The 11,724-nt window shown below is 55.5% G+C and carries 10 protein-coding genes; 4 read left to right on the plus strand and 6 right to left on the minus strand.

Features of this window, described 5'->3' with window-relative positions; all coding sequences use genetic code 11:
* Positions 1-10: 10 nt before the first annotated feature.
* The 3 genes from hldE to Dpoa2040_RS11995 form a co-directional block, all read right to left on the minus strand.
* Entirely contained in the window at positions 11-1,438 is a 1,428-nt protein-coding gene (gene hldE / locus Dpoa2040_RS11985) for a bifunctional D-glycero-beta-D-manno-heptose-7-phosphate kinase/D-glycero-beta-D-manno-heptose 1-phosphate adenylyltransferase HldE (RefSeq protein WP_042872509.1), read from the minus strand.
* Between the two features lie 102 nt (positions 1,439-1,540).
* Positions 1,541-4,390 carry a bifunctional [glutamate--ammonia ligase]-adenylyl-L-tyrosine phosphorylase/[glutamate--ammonia-ligase] adenylyltransferase gene (gene glnE / locus Dpoa2040_RS11990; protein ID WP_168641387.1) on the minus strand — a complete coding sequence of 950 codons (2,850 nt, stop codon included), beginning with the start codon at positions 4,388-4,390 and terminating at the stop codon, positions 1,541-1,543.
* A 101-nt stretch (positions 4,391-4,491) separates the two neighbouring features.
* Positions 4,492-5,823, minus strand: coding sequence for an inorganic triphosphatase (locus Dpoa2040_RS11995; RefSeq protein WP_168641388.1), 1,332 nt, complete (start codon positions 5,821-5,823; stop codon positions 4,492-4,494).
* A 316-nt stretch (positions 5,824-6,139) separates the two neighbouring features.
* On the opposite strand from Dpoa2040_RS11995, the gene Dpoa2040_RS12000 reads away from it, so the two are divergent.
* Together Dpoa2040_RS12000 and Dpoa2040_RS12005 are read left to right on the plus strand one after the other, a co-directional pair.
* The gene (locus Dpoa2040_RS12000; protein WP_168641389.1) at positions 6,140-6,760 is read left to right on the plus strand and encodes a TIGR04211 family SH3 domain-containing protein; all 621 of its coding nucleotides are present in this window, start codon (positions 6,140-6,142) and stop codon (positions 6,758-6,760) included.
* Positions 6,761-6,955: 195 nt separating this feature from the next.
* Positions 6,956-8,197 (plus strand): multifunctional CCA addition/repair protein, encoded by a 1,242-nt coding sequence (locus tag Dpoa2040_RS12005; RefSeq protein WP_042872519.1) that lies wholly within the window; start codon positions 6,956-6,958, stop codon positions 8,195-8,197.
* 47 nt (positions 8,198-8,244) lie between these two features.
* Here the strand turns inward: Dpoa2040_RS12005 and bacA are convergent, their stop codons facing one another.
* Both bacA and folB read right to left on the minus strand, forming a co-directional pair.
* Positions 8,245-9,066 (minus strand): undecaprenyl-diphosphate phosphatase, encoded by an 822-nt coding sequence (bacA, locus tag Dpoa2040_RS12010; RefSeq protein WP_042872520.1) that lies wholly within the window; start codon positions 9,064-9,066, stop codon positions 8,245-8,247.
* A 166-nt stretch (positions 9,067-9,232) separates the two neighbouring features.
* Positions 9,233-9,595, minus strand: a complete 363-nt coding sequence (gene folB / locus Dpoa2040_RS12015) for a bifunctional dihydroneopterin aldolase/7,8-dihydroneopterin epimerase (RefSeq protein ID WP_042872523.1) — start codon at positions 9,593-9,595, stop codon at positions 9,233-9,235.
* A gap of 107 nt (positions 9,596-9,702) precedes the next feature.
* Here folB and plsY point away from each other — a divergent pair, with 107 nt between their 5' ends.
* Positions 9,703-10,344, plus strand: coding sequence for a glycerol-3-phosphate 1-O-acyltransferase PlsY (plsY, locus tag Dpoa2040_RS12020; protein WP_168641390.1), 642 nt, complete (start codon positions 9,703-9,705; stop codon positions 10,342-10,344).
* A 253-nt stretch (positions 10,345-10,597) separates the two neighbouring features.
* Positions 10,598-11,128 carry an inorganic diphosphatase gene (ppa, locus tag Dpoa2040_RS12025; protein WP_042872528.1) on the plus strand — a complete coding sequence of 177 codons (531 nt, stop codon included), beginning with the start codon at positions 10,598-10,600 and terminating at the stop codon, positions 11,126-11,128.
* Between the two features lie 246 nt (positions 11,129-11,374).
* Here ppa and Dpoa2040_RS12030 read toward each other — a convergent pair whose 3' ends face one another.
* On the minus strand, positions 11,375-11,722 hold the full coding sequence (locus Dpoa2040_RS12030; RefSeq protein WP_168641391.1) for a gamma-glutamylcyclotransferase: 348 nt from the start codon (positions 11,720-11,722) through the stop codon (positions 11,375-11,377).
* Between the last annotated feature and the right edge of the window lie 2 nt (positions 11,723-11,724).

The following is an 11,724-nucleotide window of genomic DNA, read 5'->3' on the forward strand; positions in this document are numbered from 1 at the left end:
AGCGTGCCCGTTAATCTCTGGCTTTGATGGTGTTGATGATATTGGTGGTCGAACAACCGTCTTCAAAGTTTAGCACCCGCACCTCGCCGCCATTGGCCCAGACCTCTTTACTGCCGGCAATGTCTTCTGGCTTGTAGTCACCGCCCTTCACCAGAATATCCGGCAACACCTCGCTAATCAGGCGCTGTGGTGTGTCTTCTTCAAACGCCACCACCCAGTCCACCGCTTCCAGCGCACCCAGCACAATCATCCGCTGTGTCAACGGGTTAACCGGACGACTCGGCCCTTTCAGGCGTTTGGTGGAGTCATCACTGTTTACCGCTACAATCAGGCGATCACCCAGACGGCGCGCATTAGCCAGATAGGAAACGTGCCCGGCGTGTAAAATATCAAAACACCCATTGGTCATGACGACCTTTTCGCCACGCTGACGCGCCAGCGCCACCGCACCTTTCAGTTGTGCTTCAGTCATCACGCCAAAACCGGTATCAGCACGACCACGAATAGCGTTTTCCAGCTCAATCGGCGTTACCGTGGAGGTACCGAGTTTTCCGACCACAACACCAGCCGCCGCGTTAGCGAGGAAGCAGGCTTCCTCCATCGGCTTGCCCGCCGCCAGCGCCGCCGCCAGCACGCCAATCACGGTATCGCCCGCACCGGTAACGTCATACACTTCCTGCGCCTGCGTCGGCAGGTGCAACGGCGCTTTGCCCGGTTGTAGTAGCGTCATCCCCTGCTCAGAGCGAGTCACCAGCAGCGCAGAGAGACTCAGCTCTGCCAGCAGTTTCATACCGCGTTCCACCAGATCATTTTCATCTTTACAGCGCCCGGCCACCGCTTCGAACTCCGACAGGTTTGGCGTCAGCAGCGTCGCACCGCGATAGCGGTTAAAATCGGTGCCTTTCGGGTCAATCAACACCGGCACACCAGCCGCTCTGGCCGTCTGGATCATGGTCTGTACATGCACCAGTGCGCCTTTAGCGTAATCAGACAGCACCAACGCGCCGATCTTCGGCAATGCCTGCTGGATGCGGTCGATCATCGGCTGCGGATCTACGCTGTCGAACCCTTCTTCAAAGTCGAGGCGGATCAGTTGCTGGTTGCGCGACAACACACGCAGCTTGGTAATGGTGGGATGAGTGGGAACGGAAACGAAGTCGCACTTGACGTTCACTTCGTTGAGTTTGGCGCTCAGGGCGCGGGCGGCATCATCAATACCGGTCAACCCCACCAAACGCGACCCTGCGCCCAGCGCGGCGATATTCATTGCCACGTTGGCCGCACCGCCGGGACGTTCTTCGATGGTATCCACCTTAACCACCGGCACTGGCGCTTCCGGCGAAATACGGCTGGTTGGGCCGTACCAGTAGCGGTCCAGCATTACGTCACCCACAACCAGAACACCGGCGTGGCGAAAATCAGGTAGCGTTACTTTCATTCCCTGGCTCCAAAAACAGGTTCATTTTTAACGCGCGCTATACTATCACACTCAACTACCACACTCACCGGGTAGCCAGCAGCGCCGATTGCGCAGCACGCCTCATTCCAGCCACTTCTTCCAACTCTGTTGTATCTGCTGCCGCTCATTGCTGAAACACGCCTGGCCGACCCGGCCAGGCAACTCCTGCAACGCCAAATGGTGGATTTCATCGCGCAAGGTAATGTAGGCCAGCCGTAGCGCCTCTGCCTCGTCGTCATCCATCACGCCATGACGAGCCAGCAATTCCAGAATACGCACGTTATCGGACCAGCGTGTCAACCGCGGCTCCTGCGCCGAGTAACGCAACACCAGATACTGCGCGATGAATTCGATATCGGTAATGCCGCCAGCATCGGCCTTGATGTCAAAACCCGCGTCTTTGCTGGCGTGATGCTGGCGCATCTTTTCCCGCATTTCCCGGACTTCAGTACGCAGCGCGTCACCGTCTCGCTCACGGCATAAAATTCGCTGTCGAATCTCTTCAAACTGCTGCTGAATGGCGGGTTCGCCATACACGACCCGCGCACGAACCAGCGCCTGATGTTCCCAGGTCCAGGCTTCGTTGCGCTGATAATCATCGAACGCCGCCACGGTGCTTACCAACATGCCCGCCGCTCCCGATGGACGTAAACGGGCATCGACCTCGTACAAAATGCCGGACGAGGTACGGGTGCTGAACAGATGCATCACACGCTGCGCCAGCCGCAAATAAAACTGACGACCATCGATGCTGCGTTCGCCATCAGTCACCACGTTATCCGGACAATCAATCAGAAACACCAAATCAAGGTCGGAACTGTAGCCCAACTCCCAGCCGCCCAGCTTGCCGTACCCCACCACGGCGAACCCACGCCCGGATTGAGCGTGCAGATGAGCCGGCTGGCCGTAACGTGCGACCATCTGGTTCCACGCCTGCTGCACTACGGCAGCGATGATAGCTTCCGCCAGATAAGTTAAGTGATCGCTCACTTTCATCACGGGCAGCGCGCCGACAATATCTGCCGCAGCAATACGCAGATGCTGTGCCTGCTTGAACTGGCGCAATGCCTCCAGTTGCTGCTCTTCATCGTCTTCCGGCACCCGCATCAGGTATTGACGCAATTCATCGGTATAGGCATCCAGCGCGATGGGTTGATACAGACTAGCGGGGTCCAGTAACTCATCCAGCAGCAACGGGTAACGCGCCAGTTGACTGGCAATCATTGGCGATACGGCGCACAGCCGGATCAGTTGCGTCAGCGCCGGGCGCGACTCCAGCAACAGTTCCAGATAGGTGGTGCGGGTCACAATACCCAGCAACAGCGGCGTCAACCGCGCGACGATAACATCGGCATTAGCATGGTTGCAGGCTTGCGCCAGCAATGCCGGCATCAATTGGTCAAGCACATCGCGGCCACGCGGCCCGATAGTGCGACGGGATAAATCGGCACGAAAATCGGCCACCCGCGTCAGCAAACGCTCACATACTTCTGAAGTCAGTTCCGGTGACAACGCCGACAGATCGGCACTCTCCAGACCATCCTGCCACAGACTGCCGTAATGGCTGTGCTCCGGGGTTTCGCTGCCATCAGGCGCATCATCGCCAATCAACTCATGGAACACCGCACGCACCGCCTGCATCTGCTGATGTAAGCGTTCACTTAGTTGCGACCAGTCGTCACAGCACATCCCCCACGCCAGCCGCGCCTGATTAAGCGCGTCTTCCGGCAGGGTTTGCGTTTGTTCATCGGCAATGGATTGCAGCAGGTTCTCCAGCCGACGTAAAAACAGATACGCCTCGCGCAACTGGGCTGCCTGCGCCGGGGTCAATAGCCCCAGCTCGCCCACCTGCTCCAGCGTCGGCAACAGAGAGCGCCCCTGCAACGCAGGCTCACGACCACCGCGAATCAGTTGAAATACCTGAGTGATGAACTCCACTTCGCGGATACCGCCCGCCCCCAGCTTGATATTATTGCGCAGGTCGCGCCGCCGCACTTCGCGGGCGATCATACTCTTCATGTTGCGCAGCGACTGAATAACGCTGAAATCGATGTAACGGCGAAACACGAATGGCCGTAACATGCGGATCAGCTCCTGGCTGTAATGGTCGTCATCGCCGCCCATCAACCGGGCTTTGACCATCGCATACCGTTCCCAGTCACGCCCTTGTTCCTGATAATAGTCTTCCAGCGCAGCAAAGCTCATCACCAACGGACCACTGTCGCCAAATGGCCGCAGGCGCATGTCCACCCGATAAACAAAACCGTCCATCGTCGGCTGGTCCAACGCCTTGATCAGCCGCTGGCCGAGACGGGTGAAGAACTGGGCGTTATCCAGTTCGCGGCGGCCACCGCGGGTATGACCATTTTCCGGGTAGGCGAAAATCAAATCGATGTCCGAGGAAAAATTGAGTTCCCCGCCGCCCAGTTTTCCCATCCCCAAAATCAACAACGGCTGTGGTTCGCCCGCTTCATTACACGGCGTGCCCCACTCGCGGCAACAGGCGTCATACAGCCACTGACGGGCAGCGACGATCAGCGCCTCCGCCAGTACGCTCAATTGCTGCAATGTCTCGTCAGTAGTACTGAGCTGCAACCATTGCCCCCAGGCGATGCGTGTCAGAATGCGGCGGCGGAACAGCCGCAACGCCTTCATTAACGCGGCCTCATCGCTAACCTCGTTCAACGCCTGAGACAACCCATCGGCGTACTGTCGCCATTCTTCAGGCTGCGGGGGGGACTGGGTTATCTCCTGCCGCCATTGCGGACAACGCGCCAATGACTCGCTGACAAATTCACTGCAAGCCAGCACTGCCGCAGCACTATCAGCCATCGGCGTTGGATCAGCCCCCAATAAGCGATCTATCTCGTGGCGTGCCTGCTCAGTAAGCGGTTCAGAGAGCGGAAATAATGATGCGGAATGACAGGTCATGGCGTTATCCTTGCACAGCTGCCCCGTCAGGCAGCCCAATACGAGTTGAACCGGGGAGCGACGGTTCCAGTACCGATGCCCCCGAATAGCGATAATCCGGACTATTGGCCGCTGTGCAGCCAGAACGGCGGCTGAGCGAGCGCCTGTTTACGGCAAAGCTCCAGAGCATTTGGTATGCCCTGGCCAGCGGACAACGCCTCAATCAGTTGCATCAGTTCGCGCCATGGCTGCAGATAACGAATGGCTTCCGCTTGCGGATAGCTTCCCCCCAGCAGCAAAAAGGTATACACCCCACGCTGCAAGCGCGGCAATTGCTGGGTGTAATGCAAAGCATCCAGCGCATGACTGAATACGGCTTTTAATTCAGCCAACGCACGGCTCATCATGATGTCGGCAAAACGCTTCCAGGAGCTTTGTAAGCGCATCAGTTCGCGGTTGTCCATGTAGCCGCGCCAGCCATGCCTTACCAGCCACGAGGTCAGAATCAGTTTGCCCTTCAGGTAATCGGCGCTATAGCAGAGCGTATCTGCCGCTTGCGTACGCTCGATACCCGCTTCAAGATGGGTCAGCGCCGCACGAAACTCTGTGGTCACCTTGCGTGGCACCACGCCGCCTACCAGCACCAGCAATTCCCGCATCATGGCGCCAGCCTCCAGCAACGCCGGGCGCGCGGCGGCATCACCACGCACCCATAGCTCTTCATGGTACTGCCAATGGCTGAGCGCATGTTCCAGCCCGGCAGCAATCCCCTGATCGAGCGTCATTTTCGGCTCCACCGACAAAAACGTCAGCTCGCAGCGAGGCCGAACCGGATTACCTTTCGCCAGATGATAGCCGCGGGCCGCTTTACTCAGGCTCCCTTGCCGCAATCCACCAAGATCAGACAGTTCATTAGCAAACGCCAGCAGATCCTCAGTACGGCCATTTTTCAGCTCCAACTCCAGTTCACACAACGGTTCAACCCATTCGCCCGCGCTGATTTGGCCCTGATCAAAAGCAATTTCAATCAGGCTTTGATGGTGAGACACCACCCAGGCTTCACGCTGAAAATCAGTGCTGAACAGCGGCTGCAACGCCTGAGCCAGCGCCTCAATGTCGCACCCTTCGGGCCAAATCTCCGCCGGCAACAGATGAAGATTCAAATGCGGCCCAGGCAGTTCCACGTTGTATTCCGGGTGTTGATGTAACCCACCCACGACTTTCCCCGCGGTTTTCACCGTCATCTCATAGCGGCCATTTTCGCCCCGGATGCGTAGCCCAATGCCATGCTGGCGCAGGTATCCATCAGCCGTTTCGTAATAACTATTCGCCAGTTGATGGGTATGCAGATGGTTGCTGTGCCCCACATCGCTCTGCCAGTTTTTCAGCCCTTGTCTGATCGCCGCCACCGCGTCAGGGTGAACAATAAATTTTAATTCAATTTCTTCGCTCATCGTCTTGCACTACCAGATATTGCAGAAATGTCGCCAGTAAATAACATTTTATCGCAGGTTGCCACTGTTACGGCATGGCGGCGCGTTTACCCTGCGAAGGCGCTCGCAAAGCCTGTGCAATCGGTGTTCTTTCGCAGCGGAATACGCCTTGCCTTTTTCACCTCGAATTCACCATGAAGCGTTAAGCAACACATTGATTGCTCAATCAAGATTGAGTAATCAAGAGTAAGACTGTTCTCATTCAGGTTTAGTAACGTCATCGTCAGACTGGGCGCGCTAACTGCATAATCTCTGCGAACTTAATATATTGAATATGATGAATAAATTAACTTTACTCTTCACTGCCATCCTGGGGTTGTCCACTACCCTGGGTCTCCATGCGCAAGAAAAACGCTATATATCCGACGAGCTTGTCACCTACACCCGCAGTGGGCCGGGCAATCAATACCGTATCGTCGGCACCCTGAACGCGGGCGAAGCCGTCGAGCTTATCAGCACCGATGACAGCGCGGGTTACGCCCAGATTCGTGACGACAAAGGCCGCACCAGTTGGATTGCGCTTGATCAACTTCGTCAGACCCCCAGCCTGAAAACCCGTGTCCCGGAACTGGAGAATCAAGTCAAAAACCTGACGGACAAGCTCAACAACGTTGATCAGGACTGGAAACAGCGCACCGCCGACCTGCGCCAAAAAGTCGCTACCCATGACAGCACTGTCGAGGCGTTACAAAAAGAAAATCAGGTGCTGAAAACCCAACTGGACGTCGCGCAAAAAAAACTTGAAGTAGCCAACCTGCAACTGGACGACAAACAGCGTACGCTGATCATGCAGTGGTTCATGTACGGCGGCGGCGTGGCGGGTGCGGGTCTGGTGTTGGGTTTGCTGCTGCCGCACCTGTTGCCCCGACGCAAAAAGAATGAACGCTGGATGGGGTAATCCCTGAATGCCACATCACTGGTTGCCCCAATGCCCGATTGTCTTCGAGGTCGTGTCTGAGATTGTGTTCGAGAGGATGTTCATCAACAATAACCAAAATTAGAGTTAACCATAACCAGATTACGGTTAACTCTAACTTGGCTACGACTGGTGATTATACCAGTTATTGACACAGTTTAGCATCGGGAGCCGGGTTTGAAGATTTATCTTGTAGGGGGCGCAGTGCGTGACGGTCTGTTGGGCAGGCTCGTCACTGAACGTGACTGGGTCGTGGTCGGCGCTACGCCGGAAATGCTGTTGCAACAAGGCTACCAACAGGTTGGACGGGATTTCCCGGTCTTCCTGCACCCGGAAACCAAAGAAGAGTATGCGCTCGCACGCACTGAACGTAAATCCGGCAATGGGTATACCGGGTTTATCTGTCAGGCCACACCGGACATTACGCTGGAAGAAGATTTACAACGGCGCGATCTGACTATCAACGCTATCGCCCAGGATGAAGACGGGCAGTTGTTCGACCCATACGGCGGTCAGCATGATTTGCAAAACCGGCTCCTGCGCCATGTCTCCGAGGCTTTCAGCGAAGACCCGCTCCGGGTATTGCGAGTCGCGCGTTTCGCCGCCCGCTACGCCCACCTCGGTTTTCAAATTGCCGAAGCAACCCTGAACCTGATGCAGGCCATGACCCGTAACGGCGAACTGGATTTCCTGACGCCGGAACGGGTGTGGAAAGAAACGGAAAAAGCGCTCGGCACCGAGAACCCTCAGGTCTATTTTCAGGTACTGCGCGACTGTGGCGCGCTGGCAGTCCTGTTTCCTGAAGTGGATCGCCTTTATGGCGTACCGGCCCCTGCTACATGGCATCCGGAAATCGACACCGGCATTCATGTGATGATGAGTCTGGCGATGGCCGCCCGTCTCAGCCCAGCGATAGATGTCCGCTTCGCAACGCTGTGTCATGATCTCGGCAAAGGCTTGACGCCACCGGAAGTCTGGCCGCGCCACCACGGCCACGGTCTGGCCGGCGTGGCGCTGGTGGAAGCTTTGTGCCAGCGGTTACGAATACCTAATGCCTTGCGCGATCTGGCCTGTCTGGTGGCCGAATACCATGACCTGATTCACACTGTACAAGTGCTACAGCCCAAAACCCTGCTCAAACTGTTTGATGCTATTGACGTCTGGCGTAAACCCTATCGGCTGGAGCAGTTGATCCTCACCAGCGAAGCAGACGCACGTGGACGCGCCGGACTGGAACAACAACCCTATCCGCAGGGCGACTATCTGCGCGAAGCCTTCGCTGTCGCCAGCCAGATAACCAGCGCAGACGTGGTGGCAGCCGGGTTCAAACATGCCGCGATCAGAGAAGAGTTGCAGCGCCGTCGCCACACCGCACTGGAGGAATGGAAAGCCCGGCGCGCCGACGCTACCGGGCTATAATCATCATGCGATTATCGTCGGGATACCTTGAGTGATCGCGACGATAATTACATCAGCACCAGCCACACCAAGGCTGCAACGATGAAGCGATAAATAGCAAACGGCACAAAAGAGACGCGTTTAATCAATTGCAGGAAGGTCTTAATCGCGATCATCGCCACGACAAACGCGGTCACAAAACCAGTAGCAAACATCGGCAGGTCAGATAGCGACAGAAAATGCCAGCTTTTGTACAAATCCAACGCGCTCGCGCCAAGCATGATCGGCACAGCAAGAATAAAGGAGAACTCGGAAGCGGCATAACGATCAACCCCAACCAACATCCCGCCAGAAATGGTCGCGCCGGAACGTGAGAAACCCGGCCACAACGCCAGACACTGAAAACAGCCAATCAGGAATGCCTGAACATAGCTGATGTCATCCAACCCTTCCGCTTTAGGTTTTTTGGGCTTGAGCCATTCCGCCAGCAGCAGCAGCACGCCACCGGCCACCAGCGCATAAGTGACCGTCACCGGATTAAACAGCGATTTGATGGCATCATGCAACACCAACCCCAACACTACGGCGGGGATCATCGCCAGCACAATGTGCGCCAACGTCAGATGCCCCTTTCCGCGCCCTTCATGCTGCGGAGCCTGACCAAAATGAATGCCAATCAACCCAAACATCCGTCGCCAGAACACCACCACCACAGCCAGAATCGACCCCAACTGAATAATGACCTCAAAGGTCTTGGCGGTGTCTCCATCAAATCCCAACCAGTGACCGACGATAATCATATGCCCGGTGGATGACACCGGTAAAAATTCGGTGAGCCCTTCCACCACCCCAAGAATGAACGCCACCAGCAACGAATGCAGATCCGCCATCGACCGTAAACCCCCCACCTGCAACATAAAAAAGCGGCCTTGCTATCAGCAAGCCGCAACGTGTAAAGCGCATCAAATAATGCCCTCTTAAGGACATAATTTAAAATAGAGATATTATCTTTTAATTACTTTAAGAAGGGTCTGTGTTTAATCATCGCAGCCCAACTCACGCCAACGGACGAACACCGCGCTCAATCACCACACCCACGCTACGGGCCTGCGCCACTGCGCCAGGCTTGCTGACCTTCAGCCGCAACCAGGGGATGCCGAAACGTTGCATCAGACTGGTTGCCACCTCTTCCGCCACCCGCTCCACCAGCGCAAAACGACCACCTTCGACCAGTTCAATCACCGCGTCACTAACGTCGGCATAGCTCAGGCAATCCGTTACGTTATCGCTGGCGGCTGCCGGACGATTGTCCCAGGCCATTTCGATATCGAACATCAATTTCTGCTGGATGGTTTGTTCCCAGTCATAAACACCGATAGTGGTGATTACGCTAAGCTCTTCAATAAAAACGATGTCCATCACGTCATCCCCTGTTTTTACCGCCGCCGGATACCACTTCCGGCAGAAAGTGCGTATTATCCACAGATACTGAACTTAAAACGACCTTTATTGAACGGAAGCCGTTTATGAGTGTTATCGCGCCCGGAATGATTCTCGTCGCGTATCTGTGTGGCTCGATCTCCAGTGCGATTCTGATTTGCCGCATCGCTGGTTTGCCCGATCCGCGCGAACAAGGCTCCGGCAACCCCGGTGCCACCAATGTGTTGCGCATTGGCGGTAAAACAGCTGCCGCCGCCGTATTGGTTTTCGATGTCCTCAAGGGGATGCTGCCGGTGTGGGGCGCTTACGCGTTGGGTAGTTCACCGCTCTATCTCGGCCTGACCGCTATCGCCGCCTGTCTGGGACATATCTACCCGATATTCTTTGGCTTCCGTGGCGGCAAAGGGGTCGCCACAGCGTTTGGCGCGATTGCACCTATCGGTTGGGACTTAACCGGGTTGATGACCGGCACCTGGCTGCTGACCGTGTTGCTAAGCGGCTATTCCTCGCTGGGCGCGATTATCAGCGCGCTGATTGCGCCGTTCTATGTCTGGTGGTTCAAACCCCAGTTCACCTTTCCGGTAGCCATGCTCTCCTGTCTGGTGCTGATGCGCCATCACGATAATATTCAGCGGCTGTGGCGCGGCCAGGAAAGCAAAATCTGGAAAAAACTGCGCCGTAAACGTCATCCAACTAATGATACGCCAGACCAGCACGACGCCTCCTGAAGATACCTGGAGATCAAGGTAAACGTAGCGGCTCCGACGGGTCGTTGCCCCTGCCAAACAACAGAATTCAAGCGTCAGGTTTATCCGAATCCCGCCGATGGTTGTTTAACCAGATTAATGCGTTGCTTATTATTCATTGGGAGGGCGGCAATCCAGCGTGCGATGCAACCCAGCCTAAAAAACCACGACTTTCGCCATCAGTTGGCTATAATGAGCGCCACTCCATTCTGGTTTGAATAAGAAGGAAACCGACATGAGTTTGAATACCGTACCGGCGGGTAAAGACCTCCCGGAAGATATTTATGTAGTGATCGAAATCCCTGCCAACGCTGATCCGATCAAGTACGAAGTGGATAAAGAAACCGGCGCGCTGTTCGTAGACCGCTTCATGTCTACCGCCATGTTCTACCCGTGCAACTATGGCTACATCAACCACACACTGTCACTGGACGGTGACCCGGTTGATGTGCTGGTGCCGACGCCGTATCCGTTGCAACCTGGCTCGGTGATCCGCTGCCGTCCGGTTGGCGTACTGAAAATGACCGACGAATCCGGTGAAGATGCCAAAGTGGTTGCGGTACCGCACACCAAACTGAGCAAAGAGTACGATCACATCAAAGACGTGAACGACCTGCCGGAACTGCTGCGCGCACAGATCGGTCATTTCTTCGAGCACTACAAAGATCTGGAAAAAGGCAAGTGGGTGAAAGTGGACGGCTGGGCTGATGCCGCCGCCGCGAAAGCCGAAATCCTGTCTTCTTTCGAACGCGCCAAAAATAAATAAGACGCGCTGAAAAAGACGTCTTTAGCGCCTTCACCGTCATAGTGAACGCCGCCTCAACAACACCGCCGCTGGCGGTGTTGTTGTTTAATGGATTTTCGCTTGTCCGGTGCTTTAAATAACGCGGTATAAAAATAAAAAAACAGTGACTATTTTTCAGGAAAAATAATCCCGGTTGCTGACAACAGTAACCGGGATTATTTATACCCGTCATATTTCACGTTGCTGGTGCGTTGTTCAAATATAAGATTATGGTTCTTCCTGACGCTGTACCCAATCGCCGCTGACGATGCGATGCAGACCAGCGACCGGGCGCTGATACAGGTAGATCCAGGCGCTGCCGTAAGGCGTGGCGATCAGCTCACGCGAATAGGCCCCCCCTCTGAGCTTCAATTCATCCAGTTCAGTCAGAATAGAAGAACTGATGCGGTACACTTCGCAGTAAATATCTCCCTCACCTGCAACCGCTGCCGGATAGTGCCCCAGATCGTATAATTGATACCCTTCGAGCCGGTGATCGCCTAGCCACTGAGCGTTAGTCATCCAATGACTGTTTCCCTGCTTGCGCCGTAAACTGCCGTAGACAATAATTCGCATTG

This window comes from Dickeya sp. CFBP 2040, assembly GCF_012273755.1.
Classification (GTDB): domain Bacteria; phylum Pseudomonadota; class Gammaproteobacteria; order Enterobacterales; family Enterobacteriaceae; genus Dickeya; species Dickeya poaceiphila.

Bases quoted from the DNA above. Each gene is read 5' to 3' on its own strand.
- hldE (WP_042872509.1), bottom strand. From the start codon at position 1,438: ATGAAAGTAACGCTACCTGATTTTCGCCACGCCGGTGTTCTGGTTGTG.
- plsY (WP_168641390.1), top strand. From the start codon at position 9,703: ATGAGTGTTATCGCGCCCGGAATGATTCTCGTCGCGTATCTGTGTGGC.
- bacA (WP_042872520.1), bottom strand. From the start codon at position 9,066: ATGGCGGATCTGCATTCGTTGCTGGTGGCGTTCATTCTTGGGGTGGTG.
- folB (WP_042872523.1), bottom strand. From the start codon at position 9,595: ATGGACATCGTTTTTATTGAAGAGCTTAGCGTAATCACCACTATCGGT.
- glnE (WP_168641387.1), bottom strand. From the start codon at position 4,390: ATGACCTGTCATTCCGCATCATTATTTCCGCTCTCTGAACCGCTTACT.
- Dpoa2040_RS12000 (WP_168641389.1), top strand. From the start codon at position 6,140: ATGAATAAATTAACTTTACTCTTCACTGCCATCCTGGGGTTGTCCACT.
- ppa (WP_042872528.1), top strand. From the start codon at position 10,598: ATGAGTTTGAATACCGTACCGGCGGGTAAAGACCTCCCGGAAGATATT.
- Dpoa2040_RS12030 (WP_168641391.1), bottom strand. From the start codon at position 11,722: ATGCGAATTATTGTCTACGGCAGTTTACGGCGCAAGCAGGGAAACAGT.
- Dpoa2040_RS11995 (WP_168641388.1), bottom strand. From the start codon at position 5,823: ATGAGCGAAGAAATTGAATTAAAATTTATTGTTCACCCTGACGCGGTG.